The 20,674-nt window shown below is 59.8% G+C and carries 15 protein-coding genes; 7 read left to right on the top strand and 8 right to left on the bottom strand.

The window, feature by feature from the left end:
- Genes ACFVTJ_RS18610 through ACFVTJ_RS18625 form a run of 4 tightly spaced genes read right to left on the bottom strand, consistent with a single transcriptional unit; the run spans position 1 to position 3,903 of the window.
- The gene (locus ACFVTJ_RS18610; RefSeq protein WP_386909901.1) at positions 1–1,035 is read right to left on the bottom strand and encodes an ABC transporter ATP-binding protein; all 1,035 of its coding nucleotides are present in this window, start codon (positions 1,033–1,035) and stop codon (positions 1–3) included.
- Between the two features lie 9 nt (positions 1,036–1,044).
- Positions 1,045–1,869, bottom strand: a complete 825-nt coding sequence (locus ACFVTJ_RS18615) for an ABC transporter permease (protein WP_386909903.1) — start codon at positions 1,867–1,869, stop codon at positions 1,045–1,047.
- 1 nt (position 1,870) lies between these two features.
- Positions 1,871–2,755, bottom strand: coding sequence for an ABC transporter permease (locus ACFVTJ_RS18620; RefSeq protein WP_386909905.1), 885 nt, complete (start codon positions 2,753–2,755; stop codon positions 1,871–1,873).
- Positions 2,752–3,903, bottom strand: coding sequence for an extracellular solute-binding protein (locus ACFVTJ_RS18625; protein ID WP_386909906.1), 1,152 nt, complete (start codon positions 3,901–3,903; stop codon positions 2,752–2,754). The genes ACFVTJ_RS18620 and ACFVTJ_RS18625 overlap by 4 nt, the downstream gene beginning before the upstream one ends.
- 258 nt (positions 3,904–4,161) lie before the next feature.
- Here ACFVTJ_RS18625 and ACFVTJ_RS18630 point away from each other — a divergent pair, with 258 nt between their 5' ends.
- The 5 genes from ACFVTJ_RS18630 to ACFVTJ_RS18650 all read left to right on the top strand — a co-directional run bounded on the left by ACFVTJ_RS18630 (position 4,162) and on the right by ACFVTJ_RS18650 (position 10,542).
- Positions 4,162–4,488, top strand: coding sequence for a GCG_CRPN prefix-to-repeats domain-containing protein (locus ACFVTJ_RS18630; RefSeq protein WP_386909907.1), 327 nt, complete (start codon positions 4,162–4,164; stop codon positions 4,486–4,488).
- A gap of 199 nt (positions 4,489–4,687) precedes the next feature.
- Positions 4,688–5,383 (top strand): superoxide dismutase, encoded by a 696-nt coding sequence (locus ACFVTJ_RS18635; protein ID WP_386909909.1) that lies wholly within the window; start codon positions 4,688–4,690, stop codon positions 5,381–5,383.
- Between the two features lie 113 nt (positions 5,384–5,496).
- Positions 5,497–6,486 (top strand): Bug family tripartite tricarboxylate transporter substrate binding protein, encoded by a 990-nt coding sequence (locus ACFVTJ_RS18640; protein ID WP_386909911.1) that lies wholly within the window; start codon positions 5,497–5,499, stop codon positions 6,484–6,486.
- A 459-nt stretch (positions 6,487–6,945) separates the two neighbouring features.
- Complete coding sequence (locus ACFVTJ_RS18645) at positions 6,946–8,760, top strand: ABC transporter ATP-binding protein (protein WP_386909913.1); 1,815 nt, start codon at positions 6,946–6,948, stop codon at positions 8,758–8,760.
- A gap of 180 nt (positions 8,761–8,940) precedes the next feature.
- Complete coding sequence (locus tag ACFVTJ_RS18650) at positions 8,941–10,542, top strand: ABC-F family ATP-binding cassette domain-containing protein (RefSeq protein WP_386909915.1); 1,602 nt, start codon at positions 8,941–8,943, stop codon at positions 10,540–10,542.
- Here ACFVTJ_RS18650 and ACFVTJ_RS18655 read toward each other — a convergent pair.
- The 4 genes from ACFVTJ_RS18655 to ACFVTJ_RS18670 are packed head-to-tail and all read right to left on the bottom strand — an operon-like array spanning position 10,536 to position 15,128.
- A complete protein-coding gene (locus ACFVTJ_RS18655) occupies positions 10,536–11,486 on the bottom strand; it encodes a spore coat U domain-containing protein (protein WP_386909916.1) in 951 nt (316 codons plus the stop codon). The two genes, ACFVTJ_RS18650 and ACFVTJ_RS18655, sit on opposite strands and share 7 nt — an antisense overlap.
- Complete coding sequence (locus ACFVTJ_RS18660; RefSeq protein ID WP_386909918.1) at positions 11,483–13,921, bottom strand: fimbria/pilus outer membrane usher protein; 2,439 nt, start codon at positions 13,919–13,921, stop codon at positions 11,483–11,485. Before ACFVTJ_RS18660 ends, ACFVTJ_RS18655 begins: the two co-directional genes overlap by 4 nt.
- The gene (locus ACFVTJ_RS18665) at positions 13,893–14,609 is read right to left on the bottom strand and encodes a molecular chaperone (RefSeq protein WP_386909920.1); all 717 of its coding nucleotides are present in this window, start codon (positions 14,607–14,609) and stop codon (positions 13,893–13,895) included. The genes ACFVTJ_RS18660 and ACFVTJ_RS18665 overlap by 29 nt, the downstream gene beginning before the upstream one ends.
- A gap of 21 nt (positions 14,610–14,630) precedes the next feature.
- Positions 14,631–15,128 carry a spore coat U domain-containing protein gene (locus ACFVTJ_RS18670; RefSeq protein WP_386909922.1) on the bottom strand — a complete coding sequence of 166 codons (498 nt, stop codon included), beginning with the start codon at positions 15,126–15,128 and terminating at the stop codon, positions 14,631–14,633.
- 363 nt (positions 15,129–15,491) lie between these two features.
- Between ACFVTJ_RS18670 and ACFVTJ_RS18675 the strand changes: the two genes are divergently transcribed.
- Both ACFVTJ_RS18675 and ACFVTJ_RS18680 read left to right on the top strand, forming a co-directional pair.
- Positions 15,492–18,281: a bifunctional aconitate hydratase 2/2-methylisocitrate dehydratase gene (locus ACFVTJ_RS18675; RefSeq protein ID WP_386909923.1), complete on the top strand. Its 2,790-nt coding sequence runs from the start codon at positions 15,492–15,494 to the stop codon at positions 18,279–18,281.
- 409 nt (positions 18,282–18,690) lie between these two features.
- Positions 18,691–20,634, top strand: a complete 1,944-nt coding sequence (locus tag ACFVTJ_RS18680; RefSeq protein ID WP_386909925.1) for a methyl-accepting chemotaxis protein — start codon at positions 18,691–18,693, stop codon at positions 20,632–20,634.
- Positions 20,635–20,674 lie beyond the last annotated feature (40 nt).

The raw sequence follows: 20,674 nt of genomic DNA on the forward strand, positions 1-20,674 counted from the left end.
TTAGCTCCGGTAGATCGGGCGATTGTCGCGATAGGCCGTGATGGAACGAGGCGAAATCCTTACCCCCTGTCCGGCCCGGAACATATCCGGATGGGAGACCATGGATTTGATCCTGGTACCATCGATCAGATCAAGGTCGACAAGACCGTGGGTCCCGTAATCGGTCACGCGATGCACATTCGCCTCGGGCGTTTCGGATACTGCCAGATCAATGGCTTCCGGACGAACGGCGAGAATGGTCGGGCCATCAGAGATGGGAAGCGGAAAAGTGAAGCCAGCGCGCATGAAGTTTCCACTTGAAACCGTGCCCTCAATCAGGTTCATCGTGCCGATGAAGCCGGCGACGAACGGGGTATGCGGCTCCCGATAGATCACATTCGGTCGGTCGATCTGTTCGGTCTTGCCATTCGCCATCACGACAATGCGGTCTGCCATGGAAAGCGCCTCATCCTGACCGTGGGTGACGAACAGCGTGGTGATGCCGAGGCGCTGCTGGATATCCCGAACCTCTTCCCGCAGCCTTTCGCGCAGATGCTGGTCGAGACTGGCGAAGGGCTCGTCGAGAAGCAGGATTTTCGGCTCCAGAACCAGCGAGCGGGCAAGCGCCACACGCTGCTGCTGGCCGCCCGAAAGCTGGCTTGTGGCGCGCTCGCCATAACCCGAGAGCCCGACGAGTTCGAGAACGGCCTCCACCTTTTGCCGGATCACGGCAGCGGGCAGGCGGCGCAGCTTCAGGCCGAAAGCGAGGTTGTTGAAGACGTTCATATGGCTCCAGAGCGCGTGGCTCTGGAACACCATGCCGGTCGGCCGTCGCTCTGGTGGCAGATGGGTGACGTCTTCTCCGTCGATGGTAATCCTCCCGCCGGTCGGTTGCTCGAACCCGCCGACCATGCGCAGCAGCGTCGATTTACCCGAACCGGAAGGACCGAGAAGGCAGACGAGTTCGCCATCGGCGACATCAAGAGAGAAACTGTCGACTGCCTTGGTGCCGCCGGTGAAGCTTTTGGTGACCTGGCGGATATGAAGTACGGACATGCTGATTTCCTAACCGCCAAAACCACGGGCGAAGGCGCCGCCGCCGATGACCCGGCGGGCAAAGATGAGGGCGATGAAGGACGGCACCCAGAGCAGGACGGAGAGAACTGCGCCATATTGGATGACCATCTGGTTGTTGATGTAGCTGATCATCAGCACCGGCATGGTGCGGATGCCAGGTGCGCCGATGAGCCAAGCGCCTTCGGTCTCGTAAAACGTGCTGACGAAGCTCAAAAGCACGGCGGCAGCGATGGTTGGTCCCGCCTGCGGAAGCGTCACTGACCAGAACACCCGGAGCGGGCTGGCGCCGACATCCCGGGCAGCTTCTTCCATGCGCCGGTCGACCGCCTGGAAGGCGGCAACCGGAATCCAGATCATGAACATCAGTGTGCCGACGAGCTGGATCAGGACAACGCCCCAGAACGTGCCAATGAGGTTGAGTTGCAGGAAAATGGCGGCAATCGCCACCAGCAGCCCGAATTTCGGAAAGGCATGGCCGGCAAGGAAGGAGAAGAACAGGATATTGCGGCCTGGAAAGCGCATGCGCGCGAAGGCATAGGCGGCAGGAAGGCAGATCAGCGCCGAAAGCAGGGTCACCGTTGTGGTCAACTGCAGGCTCAGCGTCAGGGCATTCCACACGTCGGCACGGCCGAGCGTCTGGCCCCAGAAGCGGAAACCGAATTGTTGCGGGATCACGTTGGGAAAACGCCAGACCTCGGTGAAGGCCCAGGTGCCGACAACGAGCAGAGGTCCGACGATGACGACAGTAAGAAGGGTGGCGAAGATGATGCCGGGCCAGTCCAAGCGTAGCCGTGGTCTTGTAAGGGTCGCCATGTCATTTCCCCTGGTTGCGCGCGACGGAGCGCACGTAGAACAGGCCGAACGCGATGCAGAAGCCAAAAGCGACGACGGCCTGGGTCATGGCGCCGACGGGATCCTGCACGTCGCGCAATGTGCGCTGCATGAAAGGGCCGAGCATTTCGGGAGCTGCGGGGCCGAGAAGATAGGGCAGGGTGAAAGACGAAAAAATGCCGAGCACCGAAAAGGAAAGCGCAACCAGAATGGAGTTGGAAATGCGCGGCAGGATGATGTGCAAGAAGACCTGAAGGGCATTGGCCCCCACATCGCGCGCAGCCTCGACCGACTGGTTGGCGACGCTGCCGAGCCCCGCGAGCAGGATGAGCACAGTTAGCGGAATATTGTCCCACACGAGGCCGATCACCGGCCCCCAGGGGGTGAGATAGGGCGTGCGGATTTTCGGCAGATGGACGGCATTCAGCAATATATCCACCATGCCGTTGGGGCCCAGAACGCGGATGAAGGCGAAGGCGAGGATGATGGAGGGAACGAACATGGGAAAGATGGCCAGCGCCTGCACATAGGCCGAAAGGCGGCCCTGGGAAAAGCGAAGGTAAAGTGCGATCGGCAGGCAGATCACCAGAAGCAGCGCCGCGCAGACGAGGGTGGTCCAGAGCGTCACGGCGAGATTGTCGAGACTGTAACGATCCGAGAAGAAGAACACGTAACTCGACAGATCAAAGCTCGAATGACCGTCGGCAGCCTTGCGCCAGACAGTGCGGCCGATGGCGTTGATGGCGGGCCAGATCACGAGCCAGATCATCAGGAAAACGGGAATGGCGACGAGCAGGAGGCCGACTGGCCTCCTGCCTGCCGTGGTGTCGATGAGCGGGCGAACCGCTCCTTCTGCAACCTCGGTCACGATTTGCGGTCGACGTTCGGAGCGACGTGACGATACCAGCCATCGTTGATGGCAGTTTCCCATTTGCCGCCCGGGAAGGTCGGAATGGTCTGCGGGATGATGGCGGCGAAGCGCTTGCGCAGGTCGGCCGACACATATTCCCAGGAAACGCCGGGGAACCCACCGAGTTCGGTGAGAATGGCGCTCTGGATTTCTTCCGACAGCACGAAGTTTGCGAGCTTGAGGGCGGCGTCGCGATTGGCACCGTTCGCGAGTACCACGGCGCGCGAGAAATCGCCGCAAAGTGCCAGATCCTGAAGCTGGACGAGGCCGGTTTCCGTGGGCAAAACGCCCTGATCGATGGCCTTCAGCACCTGATCGGACCAGACGGGGGTCATGGTGACAACGCCCTGGGAGAGAAGCTGCAGCGACTGTGTATTGCCGGAGGAGTAAGCGCCCTTGTCATAGAGCGAAGGGGCGATATCGGTCAAAAGCGCCCATGCTTTGTCGAGAGCCTTATCACCGGCTTCCTGGGTGTAGTTGTCGACCGTAAAGGCCTTGGGATCGAGACCGTTGACCTGATGGATGGCGCGGCGGACGAAGTTGCCACCCGAACCGCCCTTGTCGGGACGGTTATAAACGAACTGTCCGGGATTGGCCTTTATCCAGGTGACGAGTTGATCCCAGGTCTTCGGTGCATCCGCCGGCTTGAGCTTGCTTGTGTCATAGGCAAGCAGAACCTGGCTGCCGCGATAGGGCAGGCTGTATTCACTGCGGATGGCGAGCGGGTTGACGCGCGAATAGTTGGAAAGGCCGGCTTTCGCCATGTTCACATAGATACCGGCATCGATGGCGCCGGCGGGCAGCAGCGGATCGGCGCTTTCGAAATAATCGGCCTGCGGATCGGTGCCCGTCTGTTTGGCGGCAATGGCGCGCTCTCCAATGGCGATGACGCCTGCACCATCGCCGGCATCAACGAGATTGAGCTTGAGGCCGGGATTGGCCGCTTCGAAAGCGGGCTTGATGGTGTTGGACCAGAAATCGAGGATATTGGCATCCGAACCGGTGTACCAGTCGATCGTGCCCGGGGCGGCGAAGCTCATGCGGGGCGCAAGGGCGAGGCCGGCAGCAGCGCCTGCGGCGGACATCATAAAGGTGCGGCGTTTCATCTATGTCTCCGATATTTTCGGCGCGAGTGGAACTGTAAAGCGCTGACCCGCTGGAGGGGCAAGGCGCTGGCCGGTCGTTGCACGGCTGTGCATCTTCTGGACGGGCTGGCGGCGGTTCTAATGACTTTCCTTAACGCTTTCGTGACAGCTGGCCGTTGACAAACGCCTCCCCGCTGCCACGAAAAGATCACGATTCATTCAGCCACAGTTCACCCGGCAGGGCGCTAAATCCCCTCATCCCACAAGGAGGGAAATAAGATGCGCAAGATGATTTTAACCGCCGGACTGATTTTCGGCGCCCTGTTCGGCACCGGCGCGAATGCCATGCCAGTTGGTCAACCGTCCGCACCTTCGGCATCCCACGTTCAAACGGTGGATTATGCCTGTGGGCGTGGTTATCATTTGACACCGCGCGGCAATTGCCGTCCGAACGCCCCGCGTTATGAGCGTGGCTGGGACCGACGCGACCGCTGGGAAGCCCGCCGGGAATGGCGCGAGCGTCAGGCGAGACGTGAATGGCGTCAGTGGCACGACCGCAGAGATTACCGCGACTACCGCGATCGCCGCGATTATTACCGTTACTGAACGGGCAAGGCCCTCTCCACCCGGGAGGGCCTTTTTCCATATGGGGGGAAGAAGCCCAAATATTCGTCGCCGGGCAGGGCGTTAACATAGTGCCGCTGCCTCTCATCTCCCGAACCTGTGACAGAATTGCATATGGCGTGAGGAAACCCGGGCGGCAGTTCGGGGTTAGTCCCATATCACCATTCATAAGGAGGATATGATGGACATCAACAGACGCACCATTCTCACCGCCGGCGCAGTAACTGCCGCCGCTGCAATCTTTCCCCGGCCGCATGTCGCGCGGGCCGCTCTGCCTTTGGCACAGCCGAAGCTTCCCTTTGCTGAGGCTGATCTTGCGCCAGTCATTTCAGCAAGAACGGTCGGCCTGCATTACGGAAAACACCACAAGGCCTATTTCGACAAGTTGAACACACTTGCGGCCGGTACCCGTTATGCCGATATGGAACTGGCCGAGATCGTGACGCAATCCGCAAAGTCGAAAGAGCCGGCCGATATCAAAATCTTCAACAATGCTGCGCAGGCCTGGAACCACGTCGCCTATTGGGATCAATTCGTTCCGGGCGGGCCAAGCCGGCCGACAGGCGATCTCGCTGCTTCCCTGAACGAGACATTTGGTGACTATGAGGGTTTCATCAAACGCGCTGTCGATGTGTCCGATACGGTGTTCGGCACCGGCTGGGTGTGGCTGACGAGCGGTGACGACAACAAGCTCGCGCTGATCGGATATGAGGACGGCAACAACCCTGTGGCCGTCGGTCGCCCCGCCTATCTCGGCATCGATATCTGGGAACACGCCTATTACCTCGATTATGAAAACCGCAAGCCCGAACATATCCGCGCCGTGCTCGACAAGCTGGTCAACTGGCGGATCGTTGAAGAGCGCTTGAAAGCCTGACGAGCCCTTTATGTGTAGACCTGCCAGGATGGCTGGGTGCCTGGCGGGTTGCCCCGAGGTGCATTTGAGCTACTATGCGCCGATGGCGAGGAGGCCATCTATAAGGAGGGTTCATGATTTACCGGTCTTCAAAACGACGCACCGTGTTGAAACTTGCGGCTGCGGCGGTGTCTTTCGGCATGATGGGAATGACGGCGAATGCCGAGGGTTTTCCCGATCGAACGATCACGCTGGTCGTTCCTTTCGCGGCGGGCGGCTCCACCGACGTGGTAGCGCGTGTCATCGCGCAGAAGATGGGTGATGAGCTCGGCCAACAGATCGTGGTTGAGAATATTGCAGGTGCGGGTGGCAATCTCGGCGCTGACCGGGTGGCCCGTGCCGAGCCTGATGGCTATACGATCCTGATGGGGACGGTTGCCACCCACGCGCTCAACCCGCTCATCCTCAAGACCAAGCCTTATGATCCGCAGACGGATTTCGCACCGGTGTCGCTGCTGGTGGTGGTCCCGAACGTGCTGGTGGTCAATCCGAAGCTCAACGTCAACAGCGTTGAGGAACTGATCGCTCTTCTGAAGGCCGAGCCCGACAAATATGCCTATGCCTCTTCCGGCAACGGCACCCCGCTGCATCTTTCCGGCGAGCTGTTCAAAAGCATGGCTGGTGTCAGCATGCAGCACGTGCCCTACAAGGGGGCAGGTCCGGCGCTCAACGATCTTCTCGGCAACCAGATTTCCATCATGTTCGACAATCTGCCGTCGTCGTCAGGACATATAAAATCCGGCACCCTGCGGGCGCTCGGCGTCACGACGAAGGAGCGGGCGTCCTCCTTCCCGGATTTGCCGACGATTGCCGAAACCGTACCGGGTTATGAGACCTATACCTGGAATGCGCTGTTTGCACCCGCCGGCACACCGGCCGATGTGGTCGACAAGCTCAATGCCGCCGCCAAGAAGGCGCTTGCCGATGCGGGCGTTGCCGCTCGCATGGCGGATTTCAGCGCTAAGATTGTCGCCTCCTCGCCGGATGAACTGAAAGACCACGTCGCGGCCGAGATCGCCAAGTGGGAACCGGTGGTCAAAAACGCAAATGTGCAGATGGACTGATCAGGAGCGGTAAATCTCCGCTTCCGGTTTGTCGCCGCGCATACTGTCTGGTTGCGCGGCGATTGATAGTGACCTCAAACATCGTGGCTGCGCCCGGCGCGGCCACGATCATGACAGCCGGGTCAGGCGGTGTGCCATTTTCACATCACTTGCCACAAGGTTGCAAAAACCCGCTTGGCAAGATCGAACGGCTCAGCTACAAAACACTTCACCGCGTCAGATCGAACAAAGGGAGGCGTTGCATGACACCAGCATTCATCAGAACCCTCCCGCAGGGAATGACCCGCCACTAGGTCATATCCATTCGCGGCCCGCCTTTTGCGCGCCCGACATGCGGTTTGTTTTCCTTCATAGCCCGATTGATCTGACGGGATCATTTTGTCTCCCGCCCGGGCTGTGCCATCCAACTTCCGTTTTTGAGGACCGGTCGTCCTGTTTTCTGGCGCCGGGCTGGTTAAAATGTCTCGCAAGAAGCTCGATTTCCGCGCCGATGCCTATCGTCATGTGCTCGGCTTTGTTTTCAACCATTGGCGCCACCGAAAGGCGCTCGTTGGTTTCATTATCGTGCTGGTGGTTGCCAGCACGCTGGCCGAAGTGATGGTGCCGGTCTTTTCCGGCCAGATCGTTGATGCCATTGCCGGCGGTAACGGGCTTGGCAATGGGGGCGCCGGGGAGGGCAACGGAGCGCTGCGCGCCTTCGTCATCGTTGTGGCGCTTGGCCTCACCACTGTTGTGCTGCGCTGGTTCATCTTCAACGGCATCATCCGGCTGACGCTGAAGACCATGGCGGACGTCACCAATAATGGCTTTCACAAAGTGCAGCGCTTCTCCACCGACTGGCACGCCAACAGCTTTGCAGGCTCGACGGTGCGCAAGATCACGCGCGGCATGTGGGCGCTGGATTCGCTCAACGACCTGCTGCTCGTCGCGCTCCTGCCCTCCATCGTCATGCTGGTGGGCGCTACTATCGTGCTTGGCAGTTACTGGCCGGTAATGGGCCTGATCGTCGGTCTCGGCTCGCTGATCTATATCGGCGTCACTGTCGGGCTTTCGATGGGTTATGTGTCGCCGGCGGCACGGCTTGCGAATGCCTGGGACACCCGGCTTGGCGGTGCGCTGGCGGACGCGATCAGCTGTAACGCGGTGGTCAAGGCCTTTGGTGCCGAAACCCGTGAAGAAACGCGGCTTGGCCATGTTCTGGTGAAATGGGACAACCGGACACGCAGGACATGGAAACGCGGTACGCTGAACGGCACGATCCAGAGCTTCATGATGGTCTCGATGCAGGCAGGCATCCTCGGCACCGGCCTCATCATGTGGCAAAAGGGTCTGGCGACGCCCGGTGACATCACCTTCGTGCTGGCGATGTTCTTCGTATTGCAGGGCTATCTGCGCGATGTGGGTCAGGATATCCGCAACCTGCAGCGCGCCGTCAACGACATGGAAGAACTGGTCCTGCTCGACAAGATGCCGCTCGGCATCGAAGACCGGGCGGATGCGAAGGCGATCCGTATTGAAAAGGGCGAGATCGTCTTCGATCACGTCACCTTCCAGTACGGCGCGCATGCCACCCCGCTTTATGAGGACTTCTCGGTCACCATCAAGCCGGGTGAGCGTGTGGGTCTGGTCGGTCATTCCGGGTCGGGCAAGACGACTTTCGTCAAACTCATCCAGCGCCTTTATGACATAAAGGCGGGGGCGATCCGCATTGACGGGCAGAGTGTCGCTGATGTCACGCAGGCGAGCCTGCGCGGCCAGATCGCCATCGTGCAGCAGGAACCCATCCTGTTTCACCGCACGCTGGCGGAAAACATCGCCTATGGCCGTCCGGACGCCTCGCGTCGGGAGATCGAGCAGGCGGCGAAACAGGCGAGCGCCCATGATTTCATCATGTCCCTGCCCAAGGGTTATGAGACCATGGTGGGCGAGCGCGGTGTCAAGCTCTCGGGCGGCGAACGCCAGCGCGTTGCCATCGCCCGGGCCTTCCTGGCAGATGCACCGGTGCTGATCCTGGACGAGGCGACATCAAGCCTGGACAGCGAAAGCGAAGTGCAGATCCAGCAGGCGATGGAACGGCTGATGGATGGCCGCACAACGCTTGTCATCGCTCACCGTCTCTCCACAGTCCGGGCGCTCGACCGGCTGCTGGTGTTCGACAAGGGCAGGATTGTCGAGGAAGGTGATCATCAGGCGCTGATCCGGCTCCATGATGGCATCTATCGCCGGCTGTTCGAAAGGCAGGCGCTGGAACTGACCAAGGGCCTTGTGGCCTGAAGAAAACGAGGCGCCGGGGTTCTCCCGGCGTTTCCTCTGGAATCACTGAATCCATGCCATGAACGCGCCGCTTTCCTCGCGTAAAGGCATTTTTTCCCGCAATACCAACAGGATGGTGAACCATGGATTTCAACCCGATCACAAAGCCGCAACGCCTTGTCATCAGGGGAACCCATATCCATGCCGCACTCCATTACCCTTTCAGACCTCTCGTGGTCCACGCCTGACGGTCATTCGCTTTTTTCCAATATCAATCTTCGCTTCGGCCTTGAGCGCGTTGGCCTTGTCGGGCGCAACGGCGTTGGCAAGACGACACTTCTGAAGCTGATCGCCGGTGAGCTTTCGCCCTCGACAGGCACGGTCTCCGTGTCCGGCAGGATAGGCATTCTGCGGCAAAGCGTGCAGGTCGGGGCCGACGAGACCATCGCCGACCTGTTCGAGGCGCGCCATGCGCTGCATATCCTTTCCCGCGCAGAGACGGGGCTGGCCACGCTCGAAGAACTCGGCGATGTCGACTGGATTCTGGAGGAAAAGATTGCCGGTGCCCTGGCCGAGGTCGGGCTCGATGCATCTCCCGCCACATCGCTTTCCGCTCTCTCTGGTGGACAACGCACACGGGCGGCGCTCGCCGCCCAGATCCACGCCGCGCCGGATTTTTTGATCCTTGACGAACCGACCAACAATCTTGATCGCGACGGCCGCCTGTTCGTCGCCGATTTCCTGGCGGCCTGGCGTGGCGGAGCCATCGTGGTCAGCCATGATCGCGAGCTTGTCGAGACGCTCGATGCTATCGTCGAGATGACGACATTGGGTGCTACGCGCTACGGCGGCAACTGGAGCCATTACCGCGCGCAAAAGGCGCTGGAACTGGCGGCTGCCGAACAGGATCTTGCCAGCGCCGATAGGCGCCTGACCGAGGTCAGAAGGAAGTCGCAGGAGGCGTTGGAACGCAAGGCGCGCCGCGATGCGAAGGGGAGTGCAAAAGCAGCGAAGGGGGATATGCCGCGCATCGTTGCCGGGGGCATGAAAAGGCGCGCCGAAAAGACGAGCGGAGACAATGCCAATCTTGCCAGCCGCCTGAAAGCCGAAGCGACGGATGATTTGCGGACGGCGCGTGAAAGGATCGAAATCCTGCAGGAAGTTACCGTCACCCTGCCGGCGAGCGGCCTGCACGCGACGAAAACCGTGTTGAGCCTGCAAAAGCTGAGTGCGGGCTATTCTGCCGACCGTCCCGTGCTTGCCGATCTGTCCTTCGAGATCACCGGTCCGCAACGGGTCGCCGTCACCGGTCCGAATGGATCGGGAAAAACGACGCTGCTGTCAGTCATAACAGGGGATTTGCCACCTTTCGCAGGGAAGGTTCATCTCGGTGTCAAATCGGCGTTTCTCGATCAGCAGGTCAGCCTGCTGGATGCGAAGCTGTCGATCCGCGAGAACTTTCTCCAGCTCAATCCGCAATCAGGGGAAAATGCCTGCCGGGCAGCGCTTGCACGCTTCATGTTCCGCACGGATGCTGCCTTGCAGAATGTCGGAACACTGTCGGGCGGGCAGATGCTGCGTGCCGGCCTTGCCTGTGTCCTCGGTGGACCGCAGCCGCCGCAATTGCTGATCCTTGATGAGCCGACGAACCATCTGGATATCGATTCCATTACCGCCGTTGAAGCGGGCCTCAGGGCCTATGACGGTGCCTTGCTGGTCGTCAGCCATGATGAGGCGTTTCTCACCAGCATCGGTATCGATTGTCGGCTGGAACTTGGTGCGCTACCCGGTGCGCGTCAGTAGTTCACCGTCACGACGACTGTATCTGAGTAGTTTCCCGGTGCCGGCGTGTTCTGTGCCGGCACCCGCCCATAGACGGTCAAGGTCTGCAGGCTGCCATTTCCGGTTCCGGTCGCGATTTGCCCGGCGGCGCTTCCCCACACATTGGTGCGGCTTATATCGCGATAGAGGCCGTAGATGATCGACGATGCACCCTGCACCATCTGGCGCGCGGCGGGCGGGCTGTTGCTCAGGCCGCCATTCAGCGCCACGCTGTAGTTCAGGCCATTGGTGCAGGTGAGATCGATGGCGCCGTTCGCATCGACCGCCGTATTCAGCACGCCGTGGCTGCCGAAGTCGATGTTCTGGGCCGAGATGATACAGGTCGGCGCCACGGCGGCCGATACGTTGAATGGTACCTGGGTGGGGTTCTGGGTCACGGAGGAGCAGTTTGGTGCAATCACGGTATAGCTCGTATAGGTGAAACTGGTCTCCGCTCCGGCAAAGCTGGAGAGATAAAGACCGCGGGCCGCCGAAGCCTGGCTCGCATTGATCCGACCATAGACCGTGCGGCTGGCGGTGTTGATCAGCGGCGATAGCACAAGGTCGATCGGCGGAGGCGATCCGAGTGCTGGCTGCGTGACCGATCCCCAGGAGGTTGTTCGGGCGGAATTCTGATAGAGCTGGTAATTGAGAATGTTGCTGCCCTGAAGCATCCGGCGGATACCGCCCGACTGTCCGCCGCTGCCGGCATTGATGTTGGGGCAGATGCGAACGGAAAGGGCCAGCGACAATGGGTTGTTGCAGGTCACCGACAGTGTCGCAGTGGTGTCCACCGCTGCGCCCCCCGCGAGATTGACGAAGCCGAAATTCATATCCGACATGCTGAAGCTGCAGCTTTGCGCCAGAACCGGGGAAGCGGCGAAAAAGGCAGCGATGGCAAGGGCGGCGCGGGTCAGGACCTTCATGGAACGCTCCTGCAAAGGGTTTCGAGAGTAGCGCGTTGCGCGCCAGCGGTGGGGACGGTGATCTCGGCTTCGCATTTTCCTCTGGTGGGCTGCGCGATGTCGAGCCGATGGGTTTCGCCGATATTGTCGAGATAGGCTTGCCCGTCATAGCCGACGATGAACTCGTGCTTGCCGTCGATCGTGCCGGTCGATCCGGTTTCGACGAATTCGCCGCTTTCGGTCTTCAGCGTCACCAGCGCCACCTTGCCCTCGGTTTCGACCTTAAAATTGACGACCGCGCCGGCACGCTCGGTCGGCCTTACCATTTGCTTCGTATGGTCGATGCGGGCGTCGACGGGCAGATTGCTGGGGTCGAGCGTGATGTTGTTGACGTCATAAGAGCGCAGGTTGGGCAGCAATATCTTGCCGCGCCGGTTCGTCTGGCCGATCGGGCGGTTTTCCAGGAGGATATCGACGCCGGGCGCGCCTGCATCCACGACGGCGAAGGCGTCATCGATCCGGTTCCCGACAAAGACATCGCCGCCGGCGAGCGCGATCGATCCTTCGATCTGGGCATAGGCCTGCGTGGTGTGGTTGAACTGGTCGATGCCAGCCGAAACGCGAGCGGCGCTGCCGCGATAGCTGCCGGATGCGGAGGCGATATCGTTGCCGCCGAGCGCGCCGCGCAGCCGCCAGCCGTAACTTCCCTCCGACTGTTCCTCGGATTTCACGACCTCCGCCGTCAGCGAATATCCATCGGCATTGGAAGACATGCCGGCGGAGCCCGAGACGCCGCCGCCGAACGACCAGGAGAGGCCCGCGAAAATGCCGTAGGAGTTGCTGTCTTCGAGGTCCTTGTAGGCGGTAATGAAGATATTGCCGTTTTCGCCAAACGGTCGGGTGGCGGAGAGACCGAGAAGACGGGACCGCCGCTCATCGAAGGTCTCGAGCTGGGTGTAGGAGAAGTTCAGGCTGGTTTCATTGAAACCCAGCTGCGTGGAAACGGAAATCTGATCGAGGGCGCGCGGTGGCCTCACGCTGAGCAGGCCGGAAATCGGCTGGTTTCTCGAGACATTGGCGGAGACCGAGGCCATGTCGTTATAATCGCCGAACGCCCGTTGCGATCGCGCGTTCAATCTTACGCCCAGCAGTTCGGCCTCGACACTTGCGGAAAGCTGGTAGCCGCTTTCATCGCCGAAACGGCTGGATGCGCCGGAAAGTGCTGCCAACCCGTGGGCTCCGAGCGTGAAGACGCCACCAAGGCCGAAATTGTAGAAATCCTCACCACCCTCCGCATGGCCCTCTACCGTGAAACCGTCCGACACCCCATAACGTAGCGTCGCCGATCCGAGCAGCCTGTCGTCGTAATCGAAAGACGAGGTTCCGTAATTGCGCCGGGCAAAGCCAAGCTCGGCCGAGAAATCGACCAGACCCTTCGCCAGCAGGTCCGGCGAGGTGTAGAACGGTGTTTCTGAGACGACTTCGCGGCCGAGCGCGTCGCGCACGACCAGTCTCGCATTGCCCGCACCGCTGATGACCGGAAGGTTGGTGATGGAGAAGGGACCTTCCGGCACGTCCTGCGACAGACGGCGGATATTGTTGACATAGACATCGACGGTGGAGGGCACGGCAGCGGAGCCGGCAAATTCGGGCATGGGCATGGTGACGATATCCGGCCGCAGATCGAAGTTCCGGCGGATCTGCAGACCGCCAAGCCGCGTCGGCCGTGTCCAGCTCAGCCCGCCCGTGATCAGGTCACCGGCCCGATAGGTCGTCAGCGTTTCTTCGTTCGAATAGCTCCAGGTGGTATCGAGGCGCTGGGTATCGAATTCCGACATGCGAGACGTGCTCAGGACCTGAGAGGAGGACAAGACGCCAAGCGGACCGAAGACGCGGCTTTCCAGAAGGGCGGAAACGCCGTTGAAATCGGCGATGTCGGACCAATTGCCACCGCCGGACGAGCCATAGATCGTGTAATTCACGAGACCTCCAAAGTTGCTCGTGGCCTTTTCCTCAGTCTCTTCGTTTTCCTCCTGGGTGCTCTTTCCTGAAGCGTCGAGCACCTTGCTCGCGCGGGCCGCCATCGGCACAGTGAAATGCACGGACTGGGTGCTTCCATCGTAACGCGCCGTCACCTCGGGCAGCCGGGAGACATCGATCCAGCCATCCGTATTAACGGCCCTCTTGACTGGGGAAATCCCGATATTCTTCAGCTGACTCGGTTCGATGAGAAGCGATCCGGCTTCGTTTTGGCGAAATGTCGCGATCAGGTCCGTCGAAACATCGTTGATGTAGACTTCGAGCTGCAATTGACCCGCTTCTCCTGCGGAAAAAGAAGGGGGTGCTGCCGCAGGAGGGATATCCTGCGCCATGGAAAAACTGCCCGAATAAAAGACCGTCAAACCGGCAATCGTCAAAACGGCAAGGTCAGCCGCCCGAGACGCGCGCCGTCGCATTGACGGGGCCGCCTTCGCTGTCTGCCGAAATCTTCAGCGTGCCGCCGGCCCCACGGCCCGTTGCCGGAATGAGGAAGGTTGCGGCGGATTTGCCGAGTACATAACCCACCAGCCCCTGCTGGCGCCCAACAGGCTGGCCGTTGCCGCCTGACAGTGTCAGGTTGGCGATCCTGATACGCCTTTCGCCTGCGTTCGACACCGAGACCTTGTAACTCTTGCCCTGCGCCGTTACCTTCCAGACCGGTTCCGCCTCACCACTGGAAGCGGGCGAGAAGAAAACGGGTATGGAGTGGCGGACTACCAGATTGACGGTGCCGGATTGTATCTTTCCCGCCGGCGGCAATTCGTCAACGATGATGCGGTAACTTTCCTCCGCCTTGATGGGTGTTTTGGAAAGCCGGACGATGCGGACAAGATTTTCCGCCCCGCCCTTCAGCTGCGTCATCGGCGGGCTGGCGACGACGTCATTTACCGCGGTATAGACATCCTGGCCGTTCTGCTGGGTCCAGCGGAAAATCCGGACCTGGACATTGATCGGGGTTTTCGCATCGTTCCAGATGCGGAGGCTTGAGGCCGCCGTTGGCGCCTTGAGATCAAGAAGTACGGGTGCGACCCGTAGCGATGCAGCTTGTGAAGATGAAACACTCAAACCGGCAAAAAACGCAGCCGCTAAGGTAAAAAGACGCATGCGCGATCCTCCCTATGGCGATCAGTAGTTGAGCGTGGCCGTCACCGTATCGGTATAGGTGCCAACCGCAGGTGTCGTCTGGGCAGGTACGCGCCCATAGACGGTGAAAGTCTGCGGTGCGCCGTTACCCGTTCCGGTTTGCCGGTCGGTTCCCACGGTGTTGCCCCACACCGTCGTATGGGCCGCAGTCGTATAGAGCGAGTAGGAAATGGTTGCACCCGCGGGTGATGTCATCAGGCGGTTGGCGACCGTTGCACCCGTGCCGCCACCGGCGCTTAGGCCCAGGCTGTATGGGGTGCTGGCCGTGCATTGCACGATGATGCTGCTGGTCGCGTCGATATTGCTGCTGATCACGCCGTTGGTACCGAAGTTGAGATTACCGGCGGAATTGATCTGGCATGCTGCCTGAATGGTGATCTGGACGTTGAAATTCGTCGTGGCGACCTGCGCAAGGCCTGATGCCGGTGCGAGAACCAGTGCCGCCAGCGACAACACATAGCTTGATGTAGAAAACCTCATGCTGCCTCCCCAAGCTGTCGCGCTGCCGATTTAGCCGTGCGCGATCTCGAACTACTCTGATAACGAGTAATTAGAATACGCTAATATTCGCGCTCATTTGGTTAACGAATACTTAATAGCTGAGGTCGGAAAACTTCCGGGTGAAATGCGCTAGGAGCTACAACTTTATGAATATTGCGACAGGCCTGGCGGCAGGGTCACGAAAGCGGCATTTATCCATCCACGCGTTCTTTACCGGTGTGCGGCATCTTGTCAGCCGGCCCCGGTTGGCGTAGTCGAAAACGACAGAAACCCGGGGCTTTCAACGCTACCTGCCGGTGGCGTTGGGTTTGGCTCCACAGACACCTGGACGTTGGGATCGCGATGACACTTTACTTGGATTACCTGGCTGAAATCAAAAGCAGAGAACCACAGGGTCTCGCGCCCAAGCCGATTGATGACGGTGGACTGACGGCCGAAATCATCGAGCTCATCAAGGATGCCGGCAGCGAACACCGCGCCGATGCTCTGAAGTTCTTCATCTACAACACCCTGCCGGGCACCACGAGTGCTGCGGGTGTCAAGGCGGCCTTTCTGAAGCAGATCATTCTCGGCGAAGCAATCGTCCCTGAGATCACGCCTTCCTTCGCGCTCGAACTGCTGTCGCACATGAAGGGTGGCCCGTCGATCAGGGTGCTGCTGGATATCGCGCTCGGTAACGACGCGGCGATTGCCGCCGCCGCCGGCGACGTGCTGAAAACCCAGGTTTTCCTCTACGACGCCGACATGTTCCGCCTGCGCGACGCCTACAAGGCAGGCAATGCCATTGCCAAAGACGTGCTGGAAAGCTACGCCAAGGCCGAATTCTTCACCAAGCTTCCCGATGTTGAAGACGAGATCAAGGTCGTCACCTTCATCGCCGCCGAAGGCGATATTTCGACCGATCTTCTGTCTCCCGGCAATCAGGCGCATTCGCGCTCGGACCGCCAGCTGCACGGTCAGTGTATGATCTCGCCGGAGGCGCAGGCGCAGATCGTCGCGCTTCAGAAGCAGCACCCGGACAAGCGGGTGATGATGATCGCCGAAAAGGGCACGATGGGTGTTGGCTCATCGCGCATGTCCGGCGTCAACAACGTGGCGCTGTGGACCGGAAAGCAGTCCAGCCCCTATGTTCCTTTCGTCAACTACGCGCCGATCGTTGCCGGCACCAACGGCATTTCGCCGATTTTCGCCACGACCGTCGATGTGACCGGCGGTATCGGTGTCAACCTCAAGAACTGGGTAAAGAAGCTCGGCGAAGACGGCAAGCCGATCCTGAACAATGACGGCAACCCGATTCTCGAGCAAAAATATTCGGTCGAGACCGGCACCGTATTGAAGATCGACGCCAAAAACTTCAAGCTTCGCGACGAGAATGGCACGGAACTTGTGGATCTCGCTTCTTCCTTCACGCCCCAGAAGATGGAGTTCATGAAGGCCGGCAGCTCCTACGCCATTGTCTTCGGCAAGAAGCTCCAGACATTCGCGGCTGAGACACTCGGCGTCGAGGCAACCCCGGTCTTTGCACCGAACAAGGAAATCTCGATCGAAGGCCAGGGCCTCACCGCCGTCGAGAAGATCTTCAACCGCAACGCCGTTGGCGTAACGCCCGGCAAGGTGCTGCACGCCGGCTCTGACGTTCGCGTCAAGGTCAATATCGTCGGTTCGCAGGATACGACCGGTCTGATGACCGCGCAGGAACTGGAAGCGATGGCGGCCACGGTCATTTCGCCGCTGGTGGACGGCGCCTATCAGTCGGGTTGCCACACGGCTTCCGTGTGGGACAAGAAGGCTCAGGCCAATACGCCGAAGCTCATGTCCTTCATGCACAATTTCGGCGTCATCACGGGTCGTGACCCGAAGGGCGTCTATCATTCCATGACGGATGTGATCCACAAGGTGCTGAACGACATCACCGTGGATGATCGTGCAATCATCATCGGCGGCGACAGCCACACCCGCATGTCGAAGGGCGTCGCTTTCGGTGCCGACTCCGGCACTGTCGCGCTGGCACTGGCAACCGGTGAAGCGACCATGCCGATCCCGCAATCGGTCAAGGTTACCTTCAAGGGCACGATGCAGCCCTACATGGATTTCCGCGACGTGGTGCACGCCACGCAGGCGCAGATGTTGCAGCAGCACGGCGACAACGTCTTCCAGGGCCGTATCATCGAAGTCCATCTCGGGACGCTGCTTGCCGACCAGGCCTTCACCTTCACCGACTGGACGGCCGAAATGAAGGCCAAGGCGTCGATCTGCATTTCCGAAGACGAGACGCTGATTGAGTCGCTCGAAATCGCCAAGTCGCGCATCCAGATCATGATCAACAAGGGCATGGATAATGCCTCGCAGACTCTGCAGGGCCTGATTGATAAGGCAGATCAACGTATTGCCGAGATCCGTTCAGGTGAAGTGCCAGCCTTGAAGCCGGACGCGAATGCGAAATATTTCGCGGAAGTCGTTGTCGATCTCGATGTTATCAACGAGCCGATGATCGCCGACCCTGACGTCAACAACAACGATGTTTCCAGACGCTACACGCACGATACGATCCGTCCGGTGTCCTATTACGGCGCCGCCAAGAAGGTCGATCTCGGTTTCGTCGGCTCGTGCATGGTGCATAAGGGCGACGTGAAGATCGTTGCGCAGATGCTGCGCAACATCGAAAAGACCGAAGGCAAGGTCGAGTTCAAGGCGCCGCTCGTCGTTGCCGCGCCTACCTACAACATCATCGATGAGCTGAAGGCGGAAGGGGATTGGGAAATCCTCCAGAAATATTCCGGCTTTGAATTCGATGATATCAATCCGAAGACCACGAACCGCACCGAATACGAAAACATCCTGTATCTCGAGCGTCCGGGCTGCAACCTTTGCATGGGCAACCAGGAAAAGGCGGCAAAGGGCGATACGGTTCTTGCAACCTCGACCCGTCTTTTCCAGGGACGCGTCGTGGAAGACAGCGCCGACAAGAAGGGTGAATCGCTTCTGGCTTCTACCCCTGTCGTGGTGCTTGCAGCAATTCTTGGCCGCACGCCGAGCATTGAAGAGTATCGCTCTGCCGTCGAAGGGATCGACTTGACGAAGTTCGCTCCGCCGAAGACAACACCGATCGATTCCCAGTCGGTACACTACTAAGCATCGGATTTCGCAGGCTCTGGCCTGAGAATGCGGGCCAGACCGACCAGCATCACGTGAATGGACGCAGCGGAAAGCAATTTCTGCTGCGTTTTCATTTATATGGCGGTTGGTTTTTATAATTCGGTGTAATAGCGAAAACGGGTGTTTACCTGCCGAATTGTCAGCACTTGCATGGCCCGGGTAACGCTTCATTCAGTGTTTTTGTGAAATCTAAAATACGCAGGTTCCAAGGGTTGGTCCGGAGCCGGTAGAACAAGCAGAGCCACCTTGCCCGCCTCGGCGGCAGTTCAAAAGGCGCTCCGCTTGTCGCCCTATGAGGAGGGGCAACAGCTACCCGCGATGTTTCATTATTGGTTCCCGGCCTGCCCTTAGGGGCGGCTGGAGAGCGCTTGCCTTGAGGCCATTCATGTCTTTCCTGAAGAATACCAAGATAAAAACGAAGGTCGTTTTTGTCATCTCGTTGATGAGCCTGATGTCGCTTTCCGGAATAAGCTACGTCAGCCTGCAATATAAAAGTACCGACGCCGTCTATAGCGATTTCATCGGCCATGAGGCCCTCGCTGCGGTGCTGAACGCCAGAACCAGCGGTAATCTCAATGCGCTCGGCATGCAGATGCTGCGCGCCAGCCTCAATGACCCGGCCAGCAGCGATTTCGAAGCCGCGGTCAAAACATTCAGAGCGGACCGCAAGCAGCTCGAAGAGCGCCAGAACAAGATCATGGAGCTGGTGCCGGCGCGCACGGAAGCCGCCCGCGACATCCTGAAGGGCATTGTCGAGGTTGAGGAGATCGGCAACCAGGTCATCACCCTGATGCAGGCGGGAAAGCAGGCCGAAGCGCAGCAGATGGCACTCAACGTGCTCAGGAAAATAACCGAGGTCTCGCCAAAGATCAGTGCGGGCAACGAGCAGCTCATCCAGGTTATGAATGATGGCAGGGAGCGTCTGACGGCCAGCACCAACACGACGATCTGGACGGGTCTCATTACCCTCGCGCTGGTGTCTCTCGCCGTAATTGCGCTTGGTCTGCTGATCTCATCGCGCGGCATTACGACACCAATTGCCCGGCTTCGCGCCCGCATGGAATCACTTGCCGCCGGCGATACCGCAAGCGAGATTGACGGCAAGGACCGCAGGGATGAGGTCGGCCAGATGGCCGCCACCGTGCAGGCGTTCCGCGAAAACGCCATCGCGCGCGTGCGGCTTGAGAATGAAACCGAAGCCAACCGCTCCATGTCCGAGAAGGATCGGATGGAGCGCGAACAACAGAAGGCGCAGGAGGCCGCCGATGTTCAGTTCGCGGTCAGCAATCTCGCCACGGCGCTTTCGAGGATCGCCGAAGGTGACGTGACCTACCGCATCGCCCAGCCCTTCGTGCCGAGCCTTGACGGTATTCGCGGCGATTTCAACAGGGCTGCGGAACAGCTGCAATCGACGCTGACCCAGGTGGCGCAGAATGCACGCGGCATCGATGCCGGCGCCAACGAAATCAGATCCGCCGCGGACGATCTTGCCAGACGCACGGAGCAGCAGGCTGCAGCAGTCGAACAAACGGCGGCGGCTCTGGAAGAGATCACCACGACGGTGAAGGATTCCACCAAGCGGGCGCAGGAAGCGGGCCATCTCGTTGGCCGCGCGAAAATCGGTGCGGAAAAATCCGGAGAAGTGGTTCAGAAGGCGGTCTCCGCGATGGAGCAGATTGCGACCTCGGCCAATGAGATTTCCAACATTATCGGCGTTATTGACGAGATTGCTTTCCAGACCAACCTTCTGGCGCTGAACGCCGGTGTGGAAGCGGCCCGTGCGGGCGAGGCGGGCAAAGGTTTTGCCGTTGTCGCGCAGGAAGTACGCGAACTGGCGCAGCGTTCCGCCAATGCCGCCAAGGAGATCAAAAACCTGATCAACACGTCGAACGGGCAGGTTCAGCAGGGCGTGCAGCTGGTTGGCGAAACCGGCAAGGCGCTGGAACTGATTGTCACGGAGGTGCAGGAAATCAACCGGCACGTTGCCGCCATTTCGGAATCGGCGCAGGAGCAATCCTCCGGCCTGCAGCAGATCAATACGGCTGTGAACCAGATGGATCAGGATACCCAGAAGAACGCCGCCATGGTGGAAGAAAGTACGGCGGCAAGCCACGGCCTCGCCCGCGAGGCATCGTCACTCAACCGGCTGATTGCGCAGTTCAAGCTGTCTGAAGCCGGTTATGCGGAAACCGCAGCACCCATGCGCACGGCATCGGCAGCTGACAGGCCAGCTGCTTCGCCCGCCCGCGCCCTCGGTGGAAGGATCAGGGCTGCGTTTTCCGGCAACGCCGCACTGAATACCGCAGCGGACAACTGGGAAGAGTTCTGATCCTCACCCGCTTTCAGCCCTTCCATTCGGTAGGGAGCTG

Source organism: Agrobacterium sp. NPDC058088 (genome assembly GCF_042885035.1).
Lineage (GTDB): Bacteria > Pseudomonadota > Alphaproteobacteria > Rhizobiales > Rhizobiaceae > Agrobacterium.